Source organism: Arthrobacter glycogeni, assembly GCF_054510815.1.
On sequence record NZ_JBTNDV010000008.1, the window covers coordinates 154,884 to 179,813 of the forward strand.

The 24,930-nt window shown below is 64.4% G+C and carries 29 protein-coding genes; 9 read left to right on the top strand and 20 right to left on the bottom strand.

What is annotated here, in order from left to right; translation table 11 throughout:
- The first annotated feature begins 222 nt into the window (after window positions 1–222).
- On the top strand, window positions 223–1,821 hold the full coding sequence (aceB, locus tag ACX80G_RS10500) for a malate synthase A (RefSeq protein ID WP_459307584.1): 1,599 nt from the start codon (window positions 223–225) through the stop codon (window positions 1,819–1,821).
- A 116-nt stretch (window positions 1,822–1,937) separates the two neighbouring features.
- Here the strand turns inward: aceB and ACX80G_RS10505 are convergent, their stop codons facing one another.
- The 10 genes from ACX80G_RS10505 to ACX80G_RS10550 all read right to left on the bottom strand — a co-directional run bounded on the left by ACX80G_RS10505 (window position 1,938) and on the right by ACX80G_RS10550 (window position 8,961).
- Window positions 1,938–2,777: an ABC transporter permease gene (locus tag ACX80G_RS10505; protein WP_459307585.1), complete on the bottom strand. Its 840-nt coding sequence runs from the start codon at window positions 2,775–2,777 to the stop codon at window positions 1,938–1,940.
- 7 nt (window positions 2,778–2,784) lie between these two features.
- Window positions 2,785–3,765, bottom strand: coding sequence for an ABC transporter ATP-binding protein (locus tag ACX80G_RS10510; RefSeq protein ID WP_459307586.1), 981 nt, complete (start codon window positions 3,763–3,765; stop codon window positions 2,785–2,787).
- Entirely contained in the window at window positions 3,762–4,940 is a 1,179-nt protein-coding gene (locus ACX80G_RS10515; protein ID WP_459307588.1) for a LolA family protein, read from the bottom strand. Before ACX80G_RS10515 ends, ACX80G_RS10510 begins: the two co-directional genes overlap by 4 nt.
- Before the next feature lie 325 nt (window positions 4,941–5,265).
- On the bottom strand, window positions 5,266–5,580 hold the full coding sequence (locus tag ACX80G_RS10520; protein WP_459307589.1) for a phosphotransferase: 315 nt from the start codon (window positions 5,578–5,580) through the stop codon (window positions 5,266–5,268).
- Between the two features lie 381 nt (window positions 5,581–5,961).
- A complete protein-coding gene (locus ACX80G_RS10525) occupies window positions 5,962–6,225 on the bottom strand; it encodes an isocitrate lyase/phosphoenolpyruvate mutase family protein (RefSeq protein WP_459307590.1) in 264 nt (87 codons plus the stop codon).
- A gap of 301 nt (window positions 6,226–6,526) precedes the next feature.
- Window positions 6,527–7,003 carry a GNAT family N-acetyltransferase gene (locus ACX80G_RS10530; protein WP_459307591.1) on the bottom strand — a complete coding sequence of 159 codons (477 nt, stop codon included), beginning with the start codon at window positions 7,001–7,003 and terminating at the stop codon, window positions 6,527–6,529.
- Window positions 7,004–7,425: 422 nt separating this feature from the next.
- Entirely contained in the window at window positions 7,426–7,686 is a 261-nt protein-coding gene (locus ACX80G_RS10535) for a hypothetical protein (RefSeq protein ID WP_459307592.1), read from the bottom strand.
- Window positions 7,676–7,972 (bottom strand): hypothetical protein, encoded by a 297-nt coding sequence (locus ACX80G_RS10540; RefSeq protein ID WP_459307593.1) that lies wholly within the window; start codon window positions 7,970–7,972, stop codon window positions 7,676–7,678. Before ACX80G_RS10540 ends, ACX80G_RS10535 begins: the two co-directional genes overlap by 11 nt.
- Complete coding sequence (locus tag ACX80G_RS10545) at window positions 7,969–8,223, bottom strand: hypothetical protein (RefSeq protein WP_459307594.1); 255 nt, start codon at window positions 8,221–8,223, stop codon at window positions 7,969–7,971. Before ACX80G_RS10545 ends, ACX80G_RS10540 begins: the two co-directional genes overlap by 4 nt.
- Before the next feature lie 96 nt (window positions 8,224–8,319).
- Entirely contained in the window at window positions 8,320–8,961 is a 642-nt protein-coding gene (locus ACX80G_RS10550) for an NUDIX hydrolase (RefSeq protein WP_459307595.1), read from the bottom strand.
- A 61-nt stretch (window positions 8,962–9,022) separates the two neighbouring features.
- Between ACX80G_RS10550 and ACX80G_RS10555 the strand changes: the two genes are divergently transcribed.
- The 3 genes from ACX80G_RS10555 (at window position 9,023) to ACX80G_RS10565 (ending at window position 11,051) form a co-directional block, all read left to right on the top strand.
- The gene (locus ACX80G_RS10555; protein WP_459307596.1) at window positions 9,023–9,823 is read left to right on the top strand and encodes an MBL fold metallo-hydrolase; all 801 of its coding nucleotides are present in this window, start codon (window positions 9,023–9,025) and stop codon (window positions 9,821–9,823) included.
- Between the two features lie 36 nt (window positions 9,824–9,859).
- Entirely contained in the window at window positions 9,860–10,072 is a 213-nt protein-coding gene (locus ACX80G_RS10560; protein WP_459307597.1) for a DUF1905 domain-containing protein, read from the top strand.
- 223 nt (window positions 10,073–10,295) lie between these two features.
- Window positions 10,296–11,051, top strand: a complete 756-nt coding sequence (locus tag ACX80G_RS10565) for a MerR family transcriptional regulator (RefSeq protein WP_459307598.1) — start codon at window positions 10,296–10,298, stop codon at window positions 11,049–11,051.
- 91 nt (window positions 11,052–11,142) lie between these two features.
- On the opposite strand, the gene ACX80G_RS10570 is transcribed toward ACX80G_RS10565, so the two are convergent.
- The 4 genes from ACX80G_RS10570 to ACX80G_RS10585 form a co-directional block, all read right to left on the bottom strand.
- Window positions 11,143–11,904 (bottom strand): SDR family NAD(P)-dependent oxidoreductase, encoded by a 762-nt coding sequence (locus ACX80G_RS10570; protein WP_459307599.1) that lies wholly within the window; start codon window positions 11,902–11,904, stop codon window positions 11,143–11,145.
- A 9-nt stretch (window positions 11,905–11,913) separates the two neighbouring features.
- On the bottom strand, window positions 11,914–12,912 hold the full coding sequence (locus tag ACX80G_RS10575) for an acetamidase/formamidase family protein (RefSeq protein WP_459307600.1): 999 nt from the start codon (window positions 12,910–12,912) through the stop codon (window positions 11,914–11,916).
- A 97-nt stretch (window positions 12,913–13,009) separates the two neighbouring features.
- Window positions 13,010–13,648 carry an alpha/beta hydrolase gene (locus tag ACX80G_RS10580; RefSeq protein WP_459307601.1) on the bottom strand — a complete coding sequence of 213 codons (639 nt, stop codon included), beginning with the start codon at window positions 13,646–13,648 and terminating at the stop codon, window positions 13,010–13,012.
- A gap of 8 nt (window positions 13,649–13,656) precedes the next feature.
- Window positions 13,657–14,634 carry a VOC family protein gene (locus ACX80G_RS10585; RefSeq protein ID WP_459307602.1) on the bottom strand — a complete coding sequence of 326 codons (978 nt, stop codon included), beginning with the start codon at window positions 14,632–14,634 and terminating at the stop codon, window positions 13,657–13,659.
- 191 nt (window positions 14,635–14,825) lie between these two features.
- On the opposite strand from ACX80G_RS10585, the gene ACX80G_RS10590 reads away from it, so the two are divergent.
- A complete protein-coding gene (locus ACX80G_RS10590) occupies window positions 14,826–15,980 on the top strand; it encodes a glycerate kinase (protein ID WP_459307603.1) in 1,155 nt (384 codons plus the stop codon).
- A 93-nt stretch (window positions 15,981–16,073) separates the two neighbouring features.
- Window positions 16,074–16,919 carry an HpcH/HpaI aldolase/citrate lyase family protein gene (locus tag ACX80G_RS10595; RefSeq protein WP_459307604.1) on the top strand — a complete coding sequence of 282 codons (846 nt, stop codon included), beginning with the start codon at window positions 16,074–16,076 and terminating at the stop codon, window positions 16,917–16,919.
- Between the two features lie 25 nt (window positions 16,920–16,944).
- Here ACX80G_RS10595 and ACX80G_RS10600 read toward each other — a convergent pair whose 3' ends face one another.
- The 3 genes from ACX80G_RS10600 to ACX80G_RS10610 all read right to left on the bottom strand — a co-directional run bounded on the left by ACX80G_RS10600 (window position 16,945) and on the right by ACX80G_RS10610 (window position 19,175).
- Window positions 16,945–18,000, bottom strand: a complete 1,056-nt coding sequence (locus tag ACX80G_RS10600) for a fatty acid desaturase family protein (protein ID WP_459307605.1) — start codon at window positions 17,998–18,000, stop codon at window positions 16,945–16,947.
- Between the two features lie 179 nt (window positions 18,001–18,179).
- Complete coding sequence (locus ACX80G_RS10605) at window positions 18,180–18,317, bottom strand: hypothetical protein (RefSeq protein ID WP_459307606.1); 138 nt, start codon at window positions 18,315–18,317, stop codon at window positions 18,180–18,182.
- 69 nt (window positions 18,318–18,386) lie between these two features.
- On the bottom strand, window positions 18,387–19,175 hold the full coding sequence (locus ACX80G_RS10610; RefSeq protein WP_459307607.1) for an IclR family transcriptional regulator: 789 nt from the start codon (window positions 19,173–19,175) through the stop codon (window positions 18,387–18,389).
- A 154-nt stretch (window positions 19,176–19,329) separates the two neighbouring features.
- Here ACX80G_RS10610 and ACX80G_RS10615 point away from each other — a divergent pair, with 154 nt between their 5' ends.
- Both ACX80G_RS10615 and ACX80G_RS10620 read left to right on the top strand, forming a co-directional pair.
- Window positions 19,330–20,142 (top strand): maleate cis-trans isomerase family protein, encoded by an 813-nt coding sequence (locus ACX80G_RS10615; protein WP_459307608.1) that lies wholly within the window; start codon window positions 19,330–19,332, stop codon window positions 20,140–20,142.
- A gap of 9 nt (window positions 20,143–20,151) precedes the next feature.
- The gene (locus ACX80G_RS10620) at window positions 20,152–21,507 is read left to right on the top strand and encodes an SLC13 family permease (RefSeq protein WP_459307609.1); all 1,356 of its coding nucleotides are present in this window, start codon (window positions 20,152–20,154) and stop codon (window positions 21,505–21,507) included.
- A gap of 50 nt (window positions 21,508–21,557) precedes the next feature.
- Here ACX80G_RS10620 and ACX80G_RS10625 read toward each other — a convergent pair whose 3' ends face one another.
- Both ACX80G_RS10625 and ACX80G_RS10630 read right to left on the bottom strand, forming a co-directional pair.
- Window positions 21,558–22,172, bottom strand: a complete 615-nt coding sequence (locus ACX80G_RS10625; RefSeq protein WP_459307610.1) for a flavin reductase family protein — start codon at window positions 22,170–22,172, stop codon at window positions 21,558–21,560.
- Window positions 22,173–22,181: 9 nt separating this feature from the next.
- Window positions 22,182–23,024, bottom strand: a complete 843-nt coding sequence (locus ACX80G_RS10630) for an SDR family oxidoreductase (RefSeq protein ID WP_459307611.1) — start codon at window positions 23,022–23,024, stop codon at window positions 22,182–22,184.
- Window positions 23,025–23,379: 355 nt separating this feature from the next.
- On the opposite strand from ACX80G_RS10630, the gene ACX80G_RS10635 reads away from it, so the two are divergent.
- The gene (locus ACX80G_RS10635; RefSeq protein WP_459307612.1) at window positions 23,380–24,291 is read left to right on the top strand and encodes an SDR family oxidoreductase; all 912 of its coding nucleotides are present in this window, start codon (window positions 23,380–23,382) and stop codon (window positions 24,289–24,291) included.
- Between the two features lie 36 nt (window positions 24,292–24,327).
- Here ACX80G_RS10635 and ACX80G_RS10640 read toward each other — a convergent pair whose 3' ends face one another.
- Window positions 24,328–24,921 carry a vitamin K epoxide reductase family protein gene (locus ACX80G_RS10640; protein WP_459307613.1) on the bottom strand — a complete coding sequence of 198 codons (594 nt, stop codon included), beginning with the start codon at window positions 24,919–24,921 and terminating at the stop codon, window positions 24,328–24,330.
- Between the last annotated feature and the right edge of the window lie 9 nt (window positions 24,922–24,930).

Consider the following 24,930-nt stretch of genomic DNA (forward strand, 5'->3'; position numbering starts at 1 on the left):
CCGGCGGCAGCCTTCACCTGCGGTGCGGAAACTCTTTTCACACTATCTTACTTTCCGCTTAGTGGAATCGAGGATCCAAAAGGGGTTGCAATTCCATCTGTCAGATAATAATATCCATAATATGAAATCGGGTTGTGAAAGAGTTGACGTTGCACCTTCCCGTATCGCAGTCGCAGCAGCGGCCACTGCCGCTGAGGCGTGCACACGACAGGAGCTCAGTACATGACTATCGAACCAAGGCACCCTCTTCCCGCTGATAGGGCGGACAACATCCTCACTCCCGATGCGTTAGCTTTCCTTGAGGAACTGCACCGGCGTTTCCGAAGCACCAGGGATGAAAAGCTCGCCGCGCGCAATGCCCGCCGTGAGGAAGCAGCATCCACCGGCAAGCTGGACTTCCTCCCGCAGACCCGGGGCGTGCGGGATGGCGATTGGACCGTCGCCGCAGCCCCGCCGCAGTTGCAGGATCGCCGCGTGGAGATGACTGGGCCGGCGTCGCCGGCCAAAATGGCCATCAACGCGCTGAACTCGGGTGCCAAGGTCTGGCTCGCCGATCTCGAGGACGCGAGCGCTCCAACCTGGCACAACGTCATCGACGCCCAGCTGAACCTTTTCGACGCCGCCCGCGGCCAGCTCCGTTACACCTCCCCCGAGGGCAAGGAGTACGCCCTGCGCACCGATGGGCCCCTTGCCGTCGTCGTCGCGCGCCCTCGCGGCTGGCACCTACCCGAGAAGAACATCACCATCGACGGCGAACCGGCCATCGGTGCGCTGGTGGACTTTGGGCTGCACTTCTTCCACAACGCCAGACACCTGCTGGCGAACGGCAGCGGCCCCTACTACTACCTGCCGAAGCTCGAAAGCCACCAGGAGGCGCGGCTGTGGAATGACGTCTTCGTCTTTGCCCAGGACTATGTTGGAGTCCCCCAGGGGTCGGTCCGTGCGACAGTGCTCATCGAAACCATTCCCGCGGCCTTCGAAATGGATGAAATCCTGTTCGAGCTAAAGGACCACGCGTCGGGCCTGAACGCCGGCCGCTGGGACTACCTGTTCAGCATCATCAAATACTTTCGCGACGGCGGCAGCGCCTTTGTCCTGCCGGACCGCGCCAGTGTCTCGATGACCGCCCCTTTCATGCGGGCCTACACCGAACTTCTGGTGAAGACCTGCCACCAGCGGGGAGCGTTTGCGATGGGTGGCATGGCGGCATTCATCCCGAACCGCCGCGAGCCGGCCATCACCGAACAGGCTTTCGCCAAGGTGAAGGCTGATAAGGAACGCGAGGCCACCGACGGCTTCGACGGCTCCTGGGTGGCCCACCCGGACATGGTGCCGCTGTGCCGTGAGGTCTTCGATGGGATACTGGGGGAACGGCCCAACCAGATTGACCGGCAGCGCCCCGAGGTCGAGGTGACTGCCGCCCAGCTGCTCGACGTCGCTTCGGCCGAGGGCGAGGTGACCGAAGCCGGACTGCGCGCCAACCTCTATGTCGCCGTCGCGTACGTCGCGGTCTGGCTGTCAGGGAACGGCGCGGTGGCCATCCATAACCTGATGGAGGACGCGGCGACGGCCGAAATCTCCCGCTCCCAGGTCTGGCAGCAGATCCGCAACAAGGTGGAGCTCTCCGACACCGGCAATACGGCGACACCCGAACTGGTTGCCGACATCCTCGCTGAGGAGACAGAACGGTTGCGCGGCGAGGTGGGCGAGGATGCGTTCACCCGGTTCTACGAGCCCGCGAGCCGCCTGATCGCCGACATCTGCATCTCTGAGGAGTACACGGACTTCCTGACCCTGCCCGCCTACGAGTTGGTCGACTAAACACCTGCCCGGCGAGGGCGGCGAGGGTGACGTGTGTCGCCGTCGCCGCTCCGTTTGGTTAAAGCGCGGGCAGCGGACGACGGCGGCTCCCGGATCTCCAGAGTTGCTGGCAGCTGTCAGGCGAGGACGTCCCGCGAGGTGAACCTGCCGTAGGCGAGGGCACCGAACACGAGGACGTAGCCGGACTGGAGGAGGGCATTCGCCGCGAACGACGACCACTCGATCGGCTGCCGGAGCAGGTCGGCAAAGCCGAACCAGTACTGGCTCAGGAGCCACGGGTGCAGCGCCCCCAGCTGGGGGAGCTGTCCCACCACCTGTGAGACCACGGAGACCACTACGGTGGCCGCCATCGCGCCGACCGGCACGTCGGTGAGTGTCGAGATGAACAGGCCCACAGCACACAGCCCGGTGAGCGAGACGGTGACATAGGCGCAGATCAGAGCCGACCGCAGCAGCGCCTCACCAATGCTGACGGTGTCTCCGGACAGCAGCGTCACCGGTCCCACCGGGAAGAGCGCTGCGCCGATGAGCGTGCCAGCGAGAACGACGGCGAGGGTCGCGGCCAGACAGAAAACCACCGTTCCCGCGAATTTGACGACGAGAAGCCGCCCGCGGCCCACTGGGGCGACCAGTAGGTAGCGCAACGTCCCGGTGCTCGCCTCGCCGGCAATGGTGTCACCGGCCACCACCCCCACTGTCAGAGGCAGGAAAAGCGGAATGGCCACGGTGATGGCTGCGACGGCGACGAACAGACCGTTTTGGGTGATTTGATCAAGGAACGCCGGTCCCCGGCCGGAGGGCGGGCCCGACGTCAGCCGGACGGCCACGGCAATCAGCACCGGGATCGCCGCGAGGGCCAGGAGCAGGGCCCCGGTACGCCGTCGTCGGAACAGGACCGCCAGCTCAGAGGCCACGAACACCACACCCGATGCGGGTCGTCGGTCAATACCCGGCATTGGCTCGTTACTGGACAACGTCAAACCCCTCTCCGGTGAGGGACACGAAGAGCTCCTCAAGCCCCACCTGGTCAACGGTAAACCCGGCCACCCGAACGTTACCGGCGACCAGAGCGGCGACGATGCTTTCGGGTGGCAGGTGGTCGGCTAGCGGCGCGGTGACGGCGGACCCCAGGCCGTGCGGGGCGTGGTGGGTGGGCGTCGACTCCTCCGGCTCGAGTCCCAGACCGGCGAGCACTCGCAGGCAGTCCGCCGGGTCGGGGGTGAGCACCTCGACCCGGGTCTGCCCGGCGGCGCGCAGCTCGCTGAGCGCGCCCTGGGCCACCAGGTGTCCGGCTCGGAGCACCGCCACGTGGGAGCAGATCTGTTCCACCTCGGCCAGTAGATGGCTGGAGACGAACACTGTGGTGCCTTCGGCGGTCAGCGAGTGAACCAAATGTCGCACCTCCCGGGTGCCCTGCGGGTCCAGCCCGTTGGTGGGTTCGTCAAGCACAATGAGGTCGCGGTGCGTCAGCAGCGCGTTGGCGATGCCCAGCCGCTGCTTCATGCCGAGCGAGTAGGCCCCCACCTTCTTGTCAGCCGCCTGCGAAAGCCCCACCCGTTCGAGTGCCCGGGTGGTACGGGCACGGCGGGTCGACGGGTCAACAAACCGGTCGGCGGCGTCGAGGCGGTGCAGGTTCGCGCGGCCCGACAGGAACGGGTAGAAGCCGGGACCCTCGACGAGGGCTCCCACTCGGGGGAGCACCTCGGGGAGGAACCGGGGGATGCTGCGACCGAGCACCTCGACGTCCCCCGACGTTGCGGAGGCCAGTCCCAGCAGGATGCGGATGGTCGTGGTCTTGCCGGACCCGTTCGGCCCGAGGAACCCGAAGACCGAACCCCTCGGCACGGACAGGTCAATGCCGCCCAGGACGGTCTGCCCACCAAATCGTTTGGTGAGGCCACTGGTCTGGACGACCGGCCCCGCAAGTAACGCTTCGTCGCTCACTCGTCGTCGGCGACTGCCTGGAGACGATCAGCGGGCACCGATCCGACCAGAATCCGCCCGTCATCGGTAAGCAGGACGTTGAGCAGACGGGTTTGGAGCAGCTGGCCGCCGTCAACCGGGCTACTCAGCTGGTCAATCATGTCGGTCAGGTTCGGATCAGCGGTGGGGGAGGTCCCCGCCGGAAACTCGATGACGGTCGCCCATCCCGTGCCAGTGATGGTCGGTTCAGCGGTTTCCTTCGATCCGGCAGTGTCAGGTGGCGAAGCGGTGTCTGACGGTGAATTTGTGTCTTTGGTGTGCTTGCCGGGTGTTCCATGCCCGGTCTTTTCAGAGGACTCAGTCTCTTCCAGCGCCTCGGTCACTGCGGCACCGGCTGGCGGAGTGAAGTCGAAGGTGTCGGCCGGCGGTGTTTCGAAGCTGACCTCGGTGTATGCGGCGCTGAATGCTGGGCCGTCGACGCCGGTGGCAGCGACGCTGACCGCAAGCGGCAGTCCCGTTTCGGCGTCGACGTCGATGGTGATCGAACCGACGAGGGTCTCCTCAGCGCGGGGAGTCAGGATCAGTTGATAGGCCGCCCGACCGGCGACCATACGGTCTGGCCCAACCGACACGTCGGTGGATGGGTCGGCCTTTTCCAGGAAGAGCGCGGCGAGCCGATCCGGCGTCGGGACGTCGGAGAGGTGCGTGGATCCCTGTTTGTGCTCCGGAACGGTGGCATGGACTACCGAATTTTCCTCCGAGTCGTAGAGCCACAGATCGCCGCCGTTGAGGATGATGTTGCGTTCGGCCATGTCGTCGAGTACCTGCACGCGGGCCTGCGACGGTCCATCGAGGAAGATCCGAGCCGTGTGGGGCGCGGTAAGCAGCTCGAGGACCGCGCTTTCGGGGGTCGCTGCTGCGCCGTCGGTCTCTGTCCCGGGCGCTGGACTGACGCCCGCGCCGCCGCCCGCACCGCTGATCAGGGACAGATCGGGGAGGCCGAGGTCGGAGGTCTGCTCGATGGTGCCGGAGAGCGCATCGATCGAGTGACCTGCGGCGAGTTCGAGCACCTCAGCCGCGCTCAGATCAGGGAGATCCACCGCAGCGTTGGCGGTCAGGGGGACCACCAGAGCCCCGGCTCCGAGTACGCCGGTGATCGCCACGGCTGGCATCCAGTTTCGCCACGTACGGTTCATGGTCCATCTCCCTTGATCAGCTTGCGCCGCAATCAGAACGGGTGTATCCGAACGGTACTCTCGTTTCCTGAGAATTCGATCTGAGTTTTGTCGGCCGCCCGCGTCAGACTCGGACCGAGCACACCGTCACCGCTGCCCGCGAATAGTCCAGCGTCGACGGTCCATTACACTGAATCCTCGTCATCAACCGATGGTCCACGCTCACTCACACGCGCGGGTAGGTGAGTCCCTAGACCACTGGGTCAGCCAGAACCTGCACGAGGGTGCGGTGCCGGATACCGTCGCGATTGGAATCCGTGCCGGACGCCATGGTGATGAGTGCTTTCTACAGTGCCCAGCCGCGGGCGCGGTGCCAGGCATCGGCGTCGAGGCCGACGGAATTGCGAAAAATTTGCCGCTCCTCAGGGGAGAAATAGGTCCACGCCATGACGAGGTCACAAGCAGGGTCTCCGATTCCGCAGGTACCAAAGTCGATCAGGGCGGACAAGCGACCGTCCCGTGTCAGAAGATTCCCGACCGCAACGTCACCGTGGAACCAGACCGGTTTCGAAGCCCATGCAGAGGCAGTGGCGCGCAGCCATACCTCCCAACATGCGGGCGCATCCAAATCCAGTGCCAGCCCATCCAGGGCCCGCTGCACTTCATCACCGTAGACACTGGGGTGGCAGCCGCGGAAAGCTGAGTGGCTGTCACAGATATGAACCAGGTAACACTGCAGCCAGACTAGCCGGTCAATTCGGGCGATCTCGGATTCCCGCGGGAGCCGAGGGCGCCTCCTAAAACATCTGAAAAATAAATCGATCCTTTTACACATCGTCAGATCGTGTAGCTGTGCTTGTACGAATGATCCACAGACTTGAGGCCGGTTCTCGATGTCTGCGCAGGCAGTGCAGACGGAGAAGCGACGGTACTTGCCCTCAGCCGAGGAAGGCATCGTCCACAGCGACCAACTATTGGCTCTCCTTGACCTGCGGACCGATCCGATACTCGATCATGAGTGCGACCCAACGCTGACTGTCAATCAGGATGACTCGCGAGGGAACGTCATTCGCGTATCGTCGAGCGTCATCGGACCCAACCACACCGCCATCGTGCACGCGGCCGCCCAAGCAATCCCCGCGCTTGTGGTCGCGATGGCGGGCGCTCCGGCTCGTGCCAGACAGATTACCGATGCTGCATCCCAGGCATTTGGAAGAACAAGGTCTCTCGTCAAGCACAGATTCCTCAATGCGCGTGGCGTCGTTTCCTGGTGAGCGAGGGGGACAACGTTCTGTTTGGAAGTCATAAATCCATCACAGCAGAGTCAGATACTCCTCGTCTGGCGAGAATCGGACACAACCGTCGGCATGCCTGATATCGATTGTTCGCGAGACGTTCTTCAGTGGCGGAAAGAATCGGCTGGTGCCCGATGTGAAGAGTGATCTCTGGAACTCCGCGCACATCTGATGCATAAGTCTGCAATCGACCCCAATGCATCGCAGTAGCGGCTCTTAACGATGCGCTGCGCAAGGGTGAACTTCAACGCAACATCTCTATCGAGTCTCTTGGAAGCGGTCGGCCGTTGGACACTACGTGTGTCGAAGGGGCTAGATCGCTAGAGCGTAGTCGACCGTGGGATACGGAATGAAGCCCAGGGACTCATATAGCGCTCGTGCTGGCGCATGGAACGCGTCGCCACCTGTTCCGATGTGCACGACGGTTACGCCGCAGGTCTGCAGTCGCGTGACTGCAGACCTGCAAAGGAGTCGTGCAACACCTTGACGGTGAGCGTCGGGGTGTACGGCAACCATCTCGAGTCTGCCCGACGTCTTGTTCGTGACGTTCCAGCCGACGTAGCCGAGTATCTGCCCGTCCTCTTCTGCCAGCGTGATGAAGCGATCCTCGTCCGGCGCGAACAGTGAAGGGACCTCCGAGCGGTAGTCGTCCTCCCATCGGCTGTGGTCGTGCTTAGTCACTTCAGGACGGAGTTCGATGAGTGAGCCGGTGAAGAGTGGCCGGAAGGTGGTGATCGTGAGGTCGATGAGAGCGGGGATGTCGGACGTTGTGCAGTCGCGGAGGTGCATGGTTGTTTCTCTTCCGTGAGGACGTTAAAGGGCTCCCCGCCATGTCTTCGGCGGGGAGTGAAACGACGGCCGAAGCCGCACCCTCAGTGACGCGTGCGCCAGCTCGCGAAACAGTCCATGTTGCGATGCTAGCTCAAACCCGAAAAAGGACCAGCTGACCCGCGGGGAACCGCGTCTCAGCCAACGATCCCGTTGCCTTTGGTCGCTGTTGCGGTCGGTATCTCAGAACGACGTAGTCGAGGTGCAGCAAACTATAGATCGCAGCGATAAGGGCGAAACCGCGGGAAGACTCCAATGGGTTGGAGATTCCACCTGTCCAGAACGTGTCCCAAATTCTGTGTCCCTGCGCACGCACTATCCCGTTGATCACGGGTTCCAGCTAAGGCGAATCGTTGGCAGTCTTCCCCTTGCTAGCCGAGCGTTCAGCGGCGCCGGGCACCGATCAGGTAGCCCAGCACTCCCGCGCCGACAGCGATTCCGCTGACCAGCAACGCAATCCCCAGCGGCTGGTTGGAGGCTCCGGTGCCGAAGGGGGTGTGAACGATACCAGTAGGAAAGCCGAGCCCGGCTGAGACAAGTCCCGACCCGACAGCGATCAGCACTCCCACGATGAGCAAACCAATACCGACCAGCAGGACAGAGGGGGGTCCGCTGATCCCGGACCGCTTCGCCTCACCTGTCATCTGCTGACTCTTTTCCGAGGCGCAGCCCGAGAGCCGCCGCGCTCACCATGAGCCCGCCCAGCAACACGATACCGCCGCACACGGCGAGGGCATCGGAGAAGGAAGGCTCGCCGTCGAGCGCTATGACAAGGTCGGAAGAATAGGCGGTGCTTACGTCAGTCTCCCGGCTTGGGAGCTGCAGTGCGATCGGGGTGACGCCGAACAGCAGGGACACCCCACCGAGGGTCAGCACCACTGAGAGGACAAGGAGCCAGGCGGCGACCGGCCGGATGGAGAGCGGGCTCATGGTGTGCGCCTGCCGCGGAAATAGCCGAAGGCCCCGGCGATCAGGACCAGTCCCAGGGCGGCCAGGCCCAGTCCGAAAATTTCCCCTGCGGTCGGCCCCGGTAGCAGCACCGCGTCCGACAGGGGTGCATAGGCGAACCAGCCAAACTCGACGGACGGCTTTGTCATCGCCGCGGTGATCAGCAGGGCTAGCCCAACGACCGCTGCACCCAGCCCGCCCGCCAATAGCTTGTGTGTATGGATCCAGTTCACTGCTCCCCCATCGACGCGTCGCTTCGGCGGCGACCCTGACCCAGACACTACTGCCTCCGGCCAAAGTCGTCGACGGCGGCGGGCCAGGGTGCGCGGCTACAGGCTGCCCACCGGGAGGATCCGGCGGGGCGTTCGCGTCACCGCGTCGAGGGCCAACGGTAAACTCCCCGGCAACGAGGCGAGCTCCAGCAGCAGTGCCTCCGTGGGGCGCATGAGTTCCACCCGGCCGTCCGCAGCGCGCGCGAGAATGTCCTTCACTGGGGCCCAGTGGGACGACTCGGCCTCGGTGGTGCGGTGCTGTGGATCGAGGGTCGGCGCAAGCACCGTCAGGTAAAAAAAGGTGTCGAAACGCTTGCTGTAGCTGGTCGGAGTGATCCAGTTGGCCCACGGTGTCAGGTCCGTGGGGGACAGCATCGCCCCGGTTTCTTCGTGCACCTCCCTGATCGCGGCGGCCACCAACACCCCTGCCGCTACCGTCGGGTCGCTCCAGTCGCCGCCCGCAACGCTCGTCTTGGCCCAGCAGTGCGCGTGGGCCGCCAGCAGGCGTGCCGGGGCAGGTTGGGTGCGCGCCGTGACACGGTCGACGTCGTCCACCCGGCCTCCCGGGAACACCACCACGCCCGCAGCGAAGTCCATGGTGAGCGAGCGGTTCTGAATGAAGATCTGATCTCCGCGCAGCATCAGGACGCTGACTGCCAGCCGGGGAACGGCCGGGTCTGCGCTGGGGGATGTCCTCATGCAGCGCACTCTATCGGACCCGGGCATCACCAGAGGAGGGACACCTCGCTAAGGTAGACGCATGCCCAGCCCCCCTGCCTCCGGCCTGATCGTCAGCAGCCTCCTGACCCGGTACCGGCTCGCGCCCAACCCGGGCCCGATGAGCCTTGAGGGCACCAACTCCTACGTCCTCGCCGCACCTGTGGAAGGCAAGGGCAGACGCCCAGTCGTCGTCGTCGACCCGGGGCCGCTCGACGAGGAGCACCTGTCCGGGCTCGCCAGTGCCGGGAGAGTTGACCTGGTCCTCATCACCCACCGACATCGGGACCACACCGAGGCCAGTGAGCGCTTCCACCAGCTGACCGGTGCGCCGGTGCGGGCGATGGACCCCGCCCACTGCCACGGCGGAGACCCTTTGACCGACGGCGAGGAAATCACCGCGGCGGGGGTCAGCATCAGGGTTCTTGCCACCCCTGGGCACACCTCGGATTCGGTGTGTTTCCACCTGCCCGACGACGGCGACACCGGTTCCGTGCTCACAGGCGACACGATCCTGGGCCGCGGCACCACGATTATTGACTACCCGGACGGACGCCTCGGCCCCTATCTCGACTCATTGGAGAAGCTCAGCGCCCTGGGCCCGGCGTCGGTGCTACCCGCCCACGGGCCGATGCTGCCGGATCTGGCGGCCATCTCACTCGTCTACCGTCAGCACCGGCATGAGCGCCTGGGCCAGATTCGTGCTGCGCTCGCCCAGCTTGGAGCCGACGCAGCGGTGCAGGATGTTGCAGACCTGGTCTACGCTGACGTCGACTCGTCAGTCCGTCGGGCTGCCGAGGCATCGGTGGCGGCGCAACTGGACTACCTGCGGAGCCCTGGCTAGTTGGTGAGGGGTCGGGCGGGTCACTTTGGGATGACGGTGGAACTGAAATTTGCGGGAACGCTCTGGCGGTGGATGGGCCCCGCTTCCTGGTACTTCATCACTGTTCCACCGAGTGAGAGCCTGATGCTGCGGGAAAACTCAAGTTCGGGGAGTCGTGGCTGGGGAATGATCCCGGTCACCGTCAGCATTGGCGGCAGTATCTGGGAGACGTCACTCTTTCCGCAGGAGCAAAGCTATGTAGTGCGGTGAAGGCGGCGATCAGGCGGGCTGTCGGACTGGCGGAGGGTGACCAGACCGTGGTCCACCTTTCCATCCGGTCCTGAGGATGACCCCGTGGTCGACTCGTGCGGCAAGGGCGACGGACAGCCACACGCTTCGCTTTGGGTAGTTACAGCGTGCTTCCTACCCCTGTCCTTGACATTGACGCCGCGTCAACTACTAACGTTGCAGGTGTCAACAGGAAAGAGATGCGGTGGACTGGCCCATTCAGGAAATTGCTCGACTGGCAGGCACCACCAGCCGGACGCTTCGCCATTATGGGGACGTCGGGCTGCTGGAACCGTCCCGGGTGGGCAGCAACGGAAGGCGCTATTACGACGACGGCGCCTTGGTGCGTCTGCAACGTATCTTGCTGCTCAGGGAGTTGGGCCTGGGTCTGCCGGCGATCGCCGCGGTGCTCCACGGCGAGGCCAGACCAGCTACCGCACTGCAGCACCACCTTGAGTGGTTACGGCGGGAGCAGAACCGGCTGGCGCGGCAGATCGCGTCGGTCGAAGACACAGTCAATCGGTTGGAGGGAGGTGAAGAACTCATGGCAGAGAAGATGTTCAACGGTTTCAACCACACGCAGTACAAAGACGAGGTGGAGGACCGCTGGGGGAAGGACGCTTACGCCCAGGGTGACGCCTGGTGGCGGTCGAGGTCCGACGTTGAGAAGGCTACGTTTGCTGAACATTCAGCCGACCTCGGGGCTGATTGGGTCAAGGCTGCGGCTGGCGGATCAGCGCCAGACGGCGCCCAGGCTCAGACGTTGGCGGCCCGGCACATTGCATGGTTGTGCCAGGCCCCCGGCGTCCCACGGTCCGGCGGGAAGCTATCGAAGGAGTATGTGCTGGGCCTCGGCGACATGTACGTGGCCGATCCCCGTTTTGGAAGAAACTACGGGGGCCAAAGCGGCGCCGAGTTTGTGCGGGCGGCCTTACGGGTCTACGCGGACCTGTTCCTTTAGGTCCTGCGATAGTGGCGGGGCCGCAGACGAGAGGTGGGGCAACCACTGCACTGCGGCCACGCCGCTATCCTGTGACCAATGGGGCGGCACGTCAGAACTGGATCCCCCGCGTCAGACCGCCGTCCACCAGGATATTGGCACCGGTGGTCCGGCTGGATCGTGGGCTCGCCACGAACACGACAGTATCGGCTACCTCCTGCGGCGTCCCCATCCGATGTGTCGGGTTTAGCCCCATCGCCATGTTGTACAGCTCGGGATTTCCCTGTTCGATGCTCTGCCACACACCGCCCTCATGGAAGGTATTGCCGGGGGACACCGTGTTGGCGCGGATGCCTTTCTCGGCGAGCTGGAACGCCAGACCCGCCACGTAGGCGATAAGCGCGGACTTCACCGTTCCGTACGGGCCGGACGCGAAGTCCACTTCGCGACCAGAAACGCTTGAGATGGCGATGATCGACGCCGCCTTGCTTCGCTCAAGGTGCGGCAGCGCGGCTTTGACCAGTCGGACCGTTCCCATCAAATCCACCCGGAGGGATGCTTCCCAGGATTCATCGGTGTCCGGGATGGCCAGTGCGCTCACATTACTGACCAGGATGTCGATTCCACCGAACATCGAGGCCGCATCGGAAACCCAGCGGGCCACGGCGTCGGCGTCGCCCATGTCCATGGTGGTCCCCGAAACGCGGCCGGTACTGCCAGCGAGGGCCGTCTCAGTGGCGTCGACTTCGGCGGCGTTCCGCGCGCAGAAGCCCACGTTGGCGCCCTCCGCGGCGAAGGTCTCGACGATGGCGCGGCCGATGCCTTTGGTCCCGCCGGTCACCAGGACGGTGCGGCCGCTGAGCTGTAGGTCCATGGTTTTCTCCTAAAGTTTCGAGCCGCGGCGCCGCAGCTCATCGTGTATTCCGTCAAAGGCATGGACTCGGGGGAACAGCTTTTTGGCTGTTTTGATGACCACGCTGTAGTTGGCATCGACGGCATTGGCGATTGGTGCCAGCGCTGTCTGGGTGAGGAGCTGATAGGCATCCATCTGATGCAGGCCAAATAGTTCCTCGAACCACCTGACCATTTCCACCTGGCCGATCCGCCAGGAATCCTCCATTGGACGGGAGGAGCCAACGGTCATCCAGTGGGTATCGTTTTCCAGTCTGGGCCAGGCTGGCGCACCGCCCTTGATCAGTTCAACAATGATGGTGGAGTTCATGGCGCCTTCGACCGCGGTACCGCAGGCCTCGCCCTCACCCTGCCGGTAATGGCCGTCTCCGATCGAGAACAATGCGCCCTCGACGTTGACCCCCAGATAGACGGTGGTCCCTGCTTTGACTTCGGGCGAGTCCATGTTTCCGCCAAATCGCTCGGGGACCAGGGACGATCGCACTTCGCCGCCCGGCGGAGCAACCCCGATGGTGCCAAGCATCGGCTCAAGGGGCAACGCCACCTCGAAATCGCTGTGACGGGCCTGGAAACCTACGGTTCGCCGCGCCGTGTCGACATGGTAGATCCAGGTGGTGTCCGGTAGCGGTTCCTGCAGGAATGCAGTCCGATCGGTGCTGGTCAGTCCGCCGAAAAATGGAATAGTGGCCGATGCACCCCACGACCGGGCCGGAGTGAGGTCAACAATGTGGATCGCCAGCGTGTCACCGGGTTCCGCTCCGGCCACGTAGAACGGACCGGTCTGCGGGTTGACGAACCGGAGGTCAACCTTCTGGCTCGACAGGTCATCGACGCTGGTCAGCGCGTGGTTGAATGCGTCCTCGGACCACAGCTTCATGACTGTGCCCGGCTGTACGGTCAGGACCGGCGCGGCGCCCCCGAAGGTATAGACAAGCTGATCGCGGGTTGGCGTGTATTCAACGGGGTCCATTACTGGATGCTATGTCCGGGCTGCGGTGCTGACAAGAGGGACCACTCGATCCACGGTGACGCTGACTCGATTGAGGTGTTGGCCGGAGGGGCGGGAGTCAGGGAGTGGCAGTGACGGTGCGGGAGCCGATCCAGGCCGCCGCGCCGTCCACCTCTGCGGGGTGCACTCCATGTCCACCCTCCCGGACAAACTGACTTACCTCGGACCCCGCGCTGTCCAGCACTGACTTCAGCCGCGTGACACTCTCCAGCGGTGCCATCGCATCCGCGTCCCCGTTGAAGAGCGCGACGGCGGTGCCCGCCAGGTCATCGTCGATCGTCCGGTCACCGAGCGGGTACATTCCGGAGAAGGCGACGACGTCGGTCAGAACCCGGGGATGCAGCAGCACGGTACCCAGAGCAATATTCGCTCCGTTGGAGAACCCCACGGCAATGACCTTCCGGTCGCCCAGGCCGTGATGGTCCCGCGCCCAATTGATAAAGTCGGCGAGGTCGCCCGCGCGGCGGACGACGTCGTCGACGTCGAACTGGCCCTCGCCGAACCGCCGGAACCAGCGGTTCATGCCGTGCTCCTGCACCGGGCCGCGGGGCGAGAGGGAGCCAGCGCCGGGGGCGAGGCGCTGGGCCAGCGGGAGCAGGTCGTGCTCGGTCCCACCCGTGCCGTGGAGCAGGAGCAGCACCGGACTGTCCGGCGTTCCCGCGTCAAAGAGGTGTGGCCAATGCTGAACAGTGGTCATCCGGTCCCCTAGCTCAGAAAGGTGGCGATGGACGGGTTGTTCTCATCGGGCACACTGATCTTCGCGACCGCGTGCGAGATGGCATCCCGGTTGGGTTCGAGCCATGGTGGGAGCTTCAGTGAGCGACCCAGTTCGAGCAACGGTTCGTCGATATCGAACCCCGGCGTGTCAGTGGCGATTTCGAGTAGGGTGCCGCCCGGCTCCCTGAAGTAGATGGATGTGAAGTACTGACGATCGAGGATGGCGGTGACGGCGTAGCCGCGCTCCGCCAGTTCCAGGCGCCACAGCTCCTGGGTAGCCTGGTCGGGCACCCGGAAGGCGATGTGGTGGACCGTTCCGCCAGCCACCAGGCCGGGTTCGCCGCCTCGGTCGGTGACGATGTCGACGACGGTGCCCGGCTCGCCGGCGTGGGTGCTGAGGCGGTACCTGCCGTCGGTTTCGCTCAGGATGTTCATGCCCAGGTCACGGGTGAATGTTTCGAGGCTCGCAGTGGGGTCCTCGACGGTAAGCACCGACGAGTGCTGCCCGCGGACAGCATAGTCAGCCGGAACCGACGCTGAATCCCACGGGTTCCGTGGGTCCGCGAGCGACGATGCCACAAGGTCGATCTGCAGGCCGTCGGGATCGCGCAGAGACAGGCGCTCTTCCTCGGAGGAGGCGCGGGCAACGCTCGAGTCGACGCCGATTGCCTTGAAGTGTTCCTGCCACCAGCCGAGGCTTCCCTGCGGAACGGAGAACGCGGTCGTGGTCGACTGCCCACTGCCCACCCGACCGCTACGGACGCCCTGCCAGGGGAAGAAGGTCAGGAGGGAGCCGGGGCGGCCAGCCTCGTCGCCATAGTAGAGGTGATAGGTGCCGGGATCGTCGAAGTTCACCGTCTTCTTGACCAATCGCAGGCCAAGGCCCTTGATGTAGAAGTCAATGTTCTTTTGGGGGTCACCCGCGATTGCGGTGACGTGATGGAGCCCTTCGGTATGTGCGGTCATGAGTTCCTCCTCGATTAAACCAGCGCGGGACGCCAGTATATACATGCAAACACATACATCAACCGATTTGTTCCTTTGCCGGTGTTCTCCCTCCGAACGAACGGGCGGGTTCGGTTTTCTACCCAGCACAGAACCGATCGCGACCTGGTTGGTCTCTGCGTTGTCCACATCACCAATGATGTAATGGCCGTATGCGCATAGTCATTGCACCCGACAAGTTCAAGGGTTCGCTCTCCGCCCCCGAGGTTGCCGATGCGGTAGCCGCCGGATTACGCGACGCCGCGGGACCGGACACAGTCCTCACCATCGAGCAGGCGCCAGCGGCCGACGGCGGAGAAGGGACTCTCGACGCTGCTGTCGCCGCCGGCTTCTCCCTCCACGTCACGACAGTGACTGGGCCAACCGGTGAGCCGCTGGAAGCGCCCATCGCGATCCGCGGCACGCAGGCAGTGATCGAAATGGCCCTCGCGTCTGGCCTCGCAGTGCTACCCGGCGGCATCCTCGATGCCCGCGGCGCCACCAGCCGCGGGACCGGGGACCTCATCAGGTTCGCCCTCGACCGTGGCTGTACAGAAATTGTCCTCGGAGTGGGCGGCAGCGCCAGCACCGACGGTGGGGCGGGCGTGCTTGAAGGCTTGGGGGCGAAACTGCTTGACGACGATGGCGGCGATCTGCCGCCCGGCGGTGCATCGCTGGCGGCGCTCGCCCGGATCGACCTGACCGGCCTGGACCCGCGACTGTCTGCCGTCACGCTTACCCTGGCCTCCGACGTCGACAACCCCCTGCTGGGCCTCACTGGTGCGGCTGCAGTGTTCGGCCCGCAGAAGGGTGCTACGGCTACTGATGTCGAGGAACTCGATGCGGCCCTGGCCCGGTTCGTCAGCGTTCTTGGCGCAGCGGCGGGTCCGGCAGTCAATGAAGCGGCCATCGCCCCAGGCGCCGGTGCGGCGGGAGGCGTCGGGTTCGCGGCGCTCGCCGTCCTGAACGCGCGGCGACGGCCGGGAATCGACGTCGTACTGGAGCTGACCGGGTTGGCCGGAAAGCTGCGCGACGCCGACCTGGTGATCACCGGTGAGGGAAGCCTTGATGAACAAAGCCTCGGCGGGAAGACCCCGCTGGGGGTAGCGAATGCCGCCGCGGCGGCGCACGTCAGGGCTATTGCAGTGTGCGGCAGGACCGTGCTGGCCCCCGAGCAATTAGTGGCCGTCGGATTCGAGCGCACCTTCACGCTGACCGATCTGGAGCCCGACGTCGACCTGTGCATCGCTAACGCCGCAACCCTGCTCCAGCAGGTGGGGCGGGAAATCGCCGCCCATTTGGGGCTGACCCTCAGGCACGTTCAGTAACTGCCGGATTCACCAAAGCTTTTGTTCGTAGTGTTTGCGACGCCTGCGGTGCTGCGGTGGAATATGGCTGGAACGGTTCAGTAGTGTTCTGGTATGGGTTCTTTACGAAACAGCCGCGCTGCTGCGCTCCCCGCCAAGCTTTCCCGCTCCTGGCTCCTTGCCTCCGCGGCATCCGAGGCCAACTTTGCGCCCGCCCTGACGTCCGAGGCGGACTCGGTGGTGTTCGATATGGAAGATGCGGTGCCGGCCGATGGCAAGGCGGAGGCGCGCGAGCGTGTGGTCGAAGCGCTGTCCACCGGAATGACCGCGTGGGTCAGGGTCAACGGGATCGAAACCGACTTCTGGGCCGATGACCTGGCGGCACTCTCCAAAGCTCCGGGGCTGCGCGGCGTCATGCTGGCCATGACCGAGAAGCCTGAACAGGTCACCCACACCGCGATGCGGCTCCAGGCCGGTACCCCGGTGCTCGCGCTGGTCGAATCGGCGCTGGGCATCGAAAACGCCACGGCTATCGCCAGCGCCCCCGGCACCTTCCGGTTGGCGTTCGGCGTCGGCGACTTCCGCCGGGATACGGGAGCCTCGGACGAGCCAATGGCTCTGGCCTATGCACGCTCCAAGCTGGTGGTGGCCTCCCGGGTGGGTCAGCTCCCCGGCCCCATCGATGGCCCAACGGTCGGCGCGCTCGGAGACACCCTGCTGGAGGCCTGCAAGGTGACGGCTTCCATGGGAATGACCGGAAAGTTGTGCCTCCTGCCGGATGCCACGGACACCATCAACATGGGCCTATCACCGAGCGCCTCGGAAATTGTGTGGGCCCACGAGCTTCTCAGCGCCCATGCCGCCGGAGCGGTGGTGGGCGACGGGTCTTACCTGCCCCGGCTTGCCCGCGCACAGAAGATCTCTTCACTGGCCGACTCCTACGGATTGTGGAACGCCTGACCCGACAGGACAGTTTCTGGAGGGGCTATTGGTGCCGGTACCTGTTGACCATGGGGCAGTCGAAGGGGTCGCGGGCTGCGAGTCCTACCCGGTTGAGGTAGGAGACCACTGCACCGTAGGACGCGGCGACGCCGACCTCGGTGTAGGGGACTTTGAGGCGTTCACAGTGTTCGCGGACGATCAGGGCCGCCTGGCGCAGGTGCGGGCGTGGCATGTCCGGGAACAGGTGGTGCTCAATCTGGAAGTTCAGCCCGCCGAAGGCGTTGTTGACGAACGTTCCGCCTTTGATGTTTCGTGAGGTGAGGACTTGTTTCTGGAAGAAGTCGAGTTTGCTGTTTTTCGGGATGATCGGCATGCCCTTGTGGTTGGGGGCGAAGGACGCACCCATGTAGATCCCGAACACGGCCATCTGCACGCCGATGAAGGCAAACGCCATGCCGACGGGCAGGAACCAGAACAGGACGCCCAGGTAGGCGCCGAACCGGACCGCGAGGAGCGCGAGTTCAATCCAGCGGCCCTGGACGGCTCCGGGGCGGAACAGGGTGCCGATGGATTTGGCGTGGAGGTTCAGTCCCTCGAGGGTGAGTAGGGGGAAGAAGAGGTAGCCCTGGCGGCGGGTGATCCAGGCGTGGAGGCCCTTGGCTTTCGCGGCGTCTTCTTCGATGAAGGAAATGGTGTCGATCTCGATGTCGGGGTCCTTGCCCAGCACGTTGGGATCGTTGTGGTGGCGGGTGTGTTTGTTCATCCACCATTGGTAGCTGATGCCGACGACGCCGGCTGCCAGGATCCGCCCGGACCAGTCGTTCGCGCTGCGGGTCTTGAAGATCTGCCGGTGGGACGCTTCGTGGGCCAGAAACGCTAGCTGGGTAAAGACGATGCCGAGCACTGCGGCGATGAGCAGCTGGAACCAGGTGTCACCGAGCAGGGCGAATCCGGTCCAGGCTGCGCCCATGGTCAGCGCCAGCACGGCGAAGACCGAGACGTAGAATCGGCGGCGACGGTTCAGCAGCCCCTCCTTGCGCACCTGCTTGAGCAGGATGGAATAGGAGGCGACAATGTCGTTAGGCTTCGAAACGCGCACACTGCGACTAGAGGTAGCAATACTCAATAGGTGTCCCTGCGTTGGGTTCTGCTCCACAGCAGACGGAGGGATTGCTAGACCCGAGGATGGCCTCAGTTTACGAGAGTTTACTGAATGGTGCCTGTAAATATGCACCTAACGGCATGGTTGTGAAGTGCACTGACTATCTTGCTGGGCCGTCAGTTCTCGCGGTTGATCACCACGAAGGCGATCGCGCCGACCAGGACCTCAGTGAGCAGGAGAAGAGCCAGCACCATTTCCACAATGGCTCCGAACCCGACGGCGATCACCGCACCGGCGGTCGGGTGACCCGCCACAGCCCGATCCGCGAGCTCGGATGTCAAGCACACTTGACGTCGCCGGGGTGCTGCCCGGGCCAGCGGGATCTAGGGACTGGGCTGGCCGAGGGCATGGCTGGCCCGGTCAGCCGCGGCCTTGACGATGGGCCCCAGTCGGCCGACGTCGTCGACCCGGACTCGCTGGGTGGGGAAACCCAGCCCCAGCACCGCTGCTAGATCCCCGGTGTGCCGGAAAACTGGAGCAGCGATGGACCCTACATCGCCGTGGCGTTCGCCGAAGGCGGCGAAGTACCCTTTCGCTCGGGTCAGCTCCACCTGTCGGTCGAGGACCGCCAGGCTGGCGGGGGTGCTTGCGGTGAATTGGGTCAGGTGGTCTTCGTTGAGGGCCGAGCGGGCGTCGGGGTCGTAGGCGAGGAAGATCTTGCCGGGCGCACCGGCGTGGATGGGCATAACCATCCCGACGGCGAAGGGTCGGATCACCACGTGGCGGGTTTCCGCGACGGCAACGATGGTGCGGAAGGCGCCGTCGCGGACGTAAAGGCAGGCCGTCTCGCCTGTCTCGTCGCGCAGATCCTGCAGGATGGGCTTGACCAGCTGCACCAGATCCATTCCCGAGGTTCCGGTGCTGGCCCAGCGGACCAGGCGGATTCCGATCCGGTAGCGGTCGCCGTCGCGATCCAGGTAGCCCTCCCGGACCATATTCTGCACCAGGCGTTGGCAAGTACTCGAGGGTAGGCCGGTCCCGCGGGCCAGCTGCTGCAGCGTGGGCTCGGGGTTGTCGGGGGTGAAGCAATCAAGGATCTGGCTGACCTTGCGCAATACCAGAATGGGTGCCGCACCGCTGGCCTGTTCGGCTGTCACTCGTGCCGTCCTCACATCGTCAGTCTTGGCGTATTCAGGGTCCGTGCCAGCTTAGTGGGACGCGGCGGTCTACAACATTTTCCTTGACAATCCTCACTTAAACCCACAATATGGGTTGGGAACTCACGAAGTGAGTTTGATTGTCACCACAACGAAGTGAAGGACAGACATGGCTTCCCCCGCCGAATATTGCGAAACCTCCCCCGCTGCCGCCTCGCAGGGCTCCTCCCGGATCGGGCTGATCGTCCCGAGCTCCAACACCACGATGGAAACCGAACTTCCCGAGCTCTTCCGTCGACAGTCCGAAGCGACCGGCCACCGCTACACGTTCCACTCCGCCCGCGCCGGTATGAAGAAGGTTAATCGCGAGGAACTCGCCGCGATGGTGGGAAAGGCCGCCGACTGTGCCGAGGCAGTCTCGGACGCCGACGTCGACGTGATCGCCTACGCCTGCCTGGTGGCCGTCATGGCGCAGGGTCCCAACGCCCACGTCGAGTCCGAGGCGACCATCGCCCAGGCCGCGGAAAGTAACGGGCACCCCGCCGAGGTCACCAGCAGCGCAGGCGCCCTGGTGCGGACGTTGCAGGAGATGGGCGCAAAGCGCATCACCATGGTCACCCCCTATGTTCCCGCCCTCACCCAGCTGGTATCCGAGTACATCGAGGGCGCTGGTATCGAGGTGGTGGACTCGGTGAGCCTTTCAGTCGACAACAACCTGGAGGTGGGGCGGCTGGACCCTCAGCAGTTGCCGGGGATCGCCGAAAAGCTCAACCGCGACGGGGTGGACGCGGTCATCCTGTCGGCCTGTGTCCAGATGCCGTCGCTGGCAGCGGTGCAAACCGCCGAAGACCTGCTCGGTGTTCCGGTGATTACCGCCGCCGTCGCTACCGCTTACGAAATTCTCAAGTCGCTGGGGCACACCCCGGCCATCACCGGGGCCGGGCGCCTCCTCGCGGGCGACCTCGTGTCGGCGCAGAATTAGGAAGCGGCCATGACACCGTCAATTATCGCGTTCCTCGTCCTGATCGGAGCGTTCGCTTGGGGCTCCTTCACCAAGGTCAACGCCGGCTTGATCGCGTTGGTCGCGGCGTTCGTCGTCGGGACCACACTTGCCGGACTCCCCATCGCCGACGTCATCGGTGCCTTCCCCTCCGGACTATTCTTCATCCTGGTGGGCGCCACCCTGCTGTTTGCGATTGTCCGGGTCAACGGGACCATTGACCTCATGGCGTACTGGTGTGAACGCCTGGCCGGTGTCCGTCGGCTTCTGGTTCCCATCCTGATGTTCCTGCTCACCGCGGTGCTGGCGTCCGCCGGGGCGTTCACTCCCGCGGCAATCGCCATCGTGGCGCCAGTTGCGCTGGCGCTGGGCGCGCGGTTCGGCATCAGCGCGCTGGCCATGGGGCTGGTGGTGGTGCAGGGCGCCAACGCCGGAGCCTTCTCGCCGGTCAACCCCTTTGGTGTCCTCTCCAACCAGATGCTCGACGGCGCTGGAGCCTCTAGCGACTCCTGGAAGCTTTACCTTTACTGCTTCCTCTTCAATGCCCTCCTCGCGGCACTCGCCTATTTCATTGTTCAGGGAATTGTGAACCGCCGTGCGGCAAAGCGCGACGCCGAACCCAGCGCTGATGGGTCCGCAGCTTCAGCCGGGACCGCGAACGAGGGCGCTCCCGGCGTCGACAGCAGTTCAGGCACCGGGGGCACGCTGACCGCCACCCGGACCGTTGCTGAACCGATCACCAAGGTGGAGGTAACCCCCATGCGGGTGGTCACCCTGCTGGCGCTGGTGGCCCTGCTGGTGTCGACCACGGTCTTCGCAATCGACGTCGGTGTCGCCTCCCTGGCCATCGCCCTCGTGCTGATCGCCATCAACTCGGGAGTCCAGAAACCGGCTGTGGAGAGCATGCCGTGGAGTGCCATCATCCTGGTTACAGGCATTGTGACCTATGTGGGGATGCTCGAGGCCATGGGTGCGCTCGACGAGTTGCAGGCGGGGATTGAAAGCCTCGGCAACGGCTCGATCGCTGCCCTGGTGACCGGCTACGTGGTGGCACTCGTGTCGGCCTTCGCCTCCACGACCGGCACCCTCGGGGTAATCAGCCCGGTGGTTATCCCTATTGCGATGGATCCGCTGCTGACCCCGATCGGCGTCGTCACAGCCATTTCCATCAGCTCATCGGTCGTGGATGTGAGTCCCATGTCCACCAGCGGTGCCCTCCTGATGGCCAGTGCGCAGCCCAAGGATGAGCGGATGTTCTTCAGGGCGCTGCTGCTTTGGGCGATCGCGATGATCGGTATCGTGCCGGTTGCCGTGTGGTTCGTCTTCGTTCAGCTAGGTATCGGATAGCCCAGCCCACGGCCCCCACGGCCTGGTCATGGCGCTTCCGCGGTACCACTTCAGCCGCGGAAGTGTCCTGGCCATTCATCAACGGGAATGCGTTGAATGCTCTGCACCTGACCCGTGGTGCCCCACTCGTCGCGGCCTAGCCGTGACAGGGGCTTAAGACGTTGCATCAGCGGATGGGTACCCTCGAGGGCTTCTTCGGCTATTGCGGCATGGGTTACCTCACCAAAGACCACGAAGCAGTCGCCGATGGGCTGCACCACATGCAGAGTGCACTCAAGGGCGACGGGGGATTCGAGAACCCGCGGTACCGCGACAGTGCGGCTCGGCTCGCGGGTCAGGCCCGCGGCGTCGAACTCGCTCACCTCCCGGGCGAAGTTGGTGCCCGTGGCGTTGACCTGCTCCAACAGCGGCTCAGGCGCGAGGTTCACCACAAACTCGCCGGTCTCCTCAATGTTGCGCAGCGTATCCTTCCGGCCCACCGACGTGAAGGCGATGATCGGTGGGTGCACCGACGCGACAGTGAAAAACGAGTGCGGGGCTAGGTTATCGCCGCCCGCCGCCGACCGGGATGACACCCAGGCGATAGGTCGCGGCACCACAGTCGCGGTGAGCAGACGGTAAAAGTCCCGCGCCGAGGTGTCGTCCCTGCTGAAGTCTTTGCGCATGTCCCGAGCCTAGCGGGCGTCGCGAAGAACGTCGGTAAGGCTCAACGCCCGTCGGCCGGTCAGGTCCTGTACCGCCGCCGTCGTCCGCGCGACCTCTCCGGCCGCGATGGCGGTGTAGGTGCTGACCCAGGCGTCAAGCTGCCAGCCGGGCACACCGAAGTGTTGCCGGGATGCATATGCTTCCTCGATTGTTTCGGGTGCATACCTGATGGATTTTCCGGTTTCGGCGGTGATGATTGCCGCGGCCTCCTCAAGGGTCAGCGCCTCCGGCCCGGTCAGTTCATACGTCCGTCCCACATGCGCTGACGGCTCCTGGAGGACGACGGCGGCCACCCGCGCAACGTCGGCCCTGGCCACTCCGGCTACCCGCCCATCGGCGGCGGGGCCGCGGATGGCCCCGCCGTCGTCGGCCAGGAACTGCAGGATGTCCAGGTAAAAGTTGTCGCGAAGGAACGTGTAGTCCACCCCGGAGTGTCGGATGTATTCTTCGGTGGCCCAATGGTCCCGACCGAGGGTGAAGGTGGCATCCGCGGCCGCCCCAGAAAATGAGGTGTACACGATATGCCGCACGCCAGCGTCCCTAGCCGCATCGACGAAAGTTAGGTGCTGGTCGACCCGGTCCTCGGCCTCGCTCGCCGACACCATGAAAAGGGTGTCAACACCGTCCAGCGCCGCGACTGCCGCCTTGCGATCCGCGTAGCTGAACCGAGCCGCCGTCGCCCCGGCCAGTAGCGGGGCCCGGCCAAGGTCCCGGACCGGCAGGCGGAGGTCGAGCCCGGCCGCCGAAAGACTGCGGGCAACGGAGCCTCCAACGGCTCCGGTGGATCCCGTAACTGCAACTGGTTTACTCATAACCAGTCCAGCGTTGTGGGGTAGGGAATTATTTCCGTCAACAGCGGGGTCGTGCAGCGCTCGCCTAGACTGGGGCATTATGCGCTTCATCAACAAATACCGCGTGCCCATCGTCTGGCTCTTGATCATCGCCATGGTGGCGAGCATCGGCGCCGGATTCTTCGCCCAGATCCTCTGATCGCAGCGTCCCGCCGAGCCCGGGGGCCCACCCCGAATCTCAACACCACTGACTGCCTTGTTTTGGACGCCGCCCGCCGCCTAGGATAGTCAGTAGGCTTAGCTGTGGAGATGGCAGTACCTGATCCGCTGGCCTGCACAGACCGTATCGTAGCTACGCACGGCGAGCGAGGACCACATGACTGACAACATTTCAGGGACCGACCAGTACACCTTCCAGGACCCCGTTACCCGTTTCCCGAGCATCTCGCCGCCTAAGCAGGATCAGCCCGAGCCGGGGCTGGACCGCGATCTGGAGCCGCAGACCGACCGCGGAGAAACCTCCTACCGGGGAACCGGTCGGCTTCAGGGCCGCAAAGCCCTCATCACCGGCGCGGATTCGGGCATTGGCGCCGCCGTGGCCATCGCCTTCGCCCGGGAAGGTGCCGACGTCGCCCTGTCCTACCTTCCCGAGGAGGAGCCGGACGCTGTAGAGGTTGCCCGCATCATCGAAGAGTGCGGTCAGAAAGCAGTCAAGCTTCCGGGTGACCTCACCAATGCTGCGTTCTGCCGGTCACTCGTGAACGACGCCGCCGAGCAGCTCGGCGGGCTGGACATCCTGGTCAACAATGCTGGCAAGCAGATCGCCGTGCAGCGCCTGGAGGATCTCACCGACGAGCAACTGGACGAAACCTTCAAGACCAACATTTACTCATTCTTCTGGATCACGCGGGAGGCACTAAAGCACCTCAAGCCGGGTTCGAGTATTGTGAACTCAACCTCGATCCAGGCCTACAGTCCGTCATCCACGCTGCTGGATTACGCAAGCACCAAAGCTGCCATCAATAACTTCACCAAGGGACTCGCTGAGCAGTTGGCGCCGCGTGGCATTAGGGTAAACGCGGTGGCGCCCGGCCCGATCTGGACTCCGCTGCAAGTTTCGGATGGGCAGCCGAAGGACAAGCTGCCCGAATTCGGCAAGGACACTCCGCTGGGCCGCGCCGGCCAGCCCACTGAACTGGCCCCCGCGTATGTCTTCCTGGCGTCGTCGGAATCCAGCTACGTCGTGGGAGAAACACTAAACGTCAATGGTGGAAAGCCGTCACCCTAGGGATCATCGCCGGACCCGCGCGGATGGATAGGGCGGTTAGCCGGCAAACACGCCGACAAACCTGAAGAACACGCTGGCGGCCGTCGCAACCAACAGCAGCACCGCCGTCGTCCCGGTCCAGCCGCTCAGGAAAATGCGCGCCCTCCGTCCCGCCGGAAGCACGCCCCGGAGTATATTGCGTGAGGTCAGGAACGTGGTGAGCACGATCATCGCCGCCCAGACCACCAGGCAATAGAGGCAAAGGATCCCAATGGCGAACAGGGCCTGCGTCCACAACCAGATGGTAAAGACCATGCCCAGGCTCACTCCCACCTGCAGGGAGCGCCAGTACCATCTCGCTACAACCGCCCCGGCGAGGAGCATGCCCCCGGTAGTGATGACGACGCTGAACGCAACGATGCCGAGCAGCGGATTGGGGAATCCCAGCAGGCTGGCCTGCCACGTCTTGAAGACCTCCCCGCAGGAGACGAAGGCGTTGACGTCGCAGCTGGTGACGTAGTTGGGGTCGGCGTAGACGGCGAGCCGTTCGAGGACCAGCTGGCCAGAGGCCAGCCATCCCACCAACCCGGTGATCACCAGTAGCAGGCCGAAGGGCCTGTCGCGAGCGAAGCGTGGTGCGCGGCTATCCATGGTGAAGAC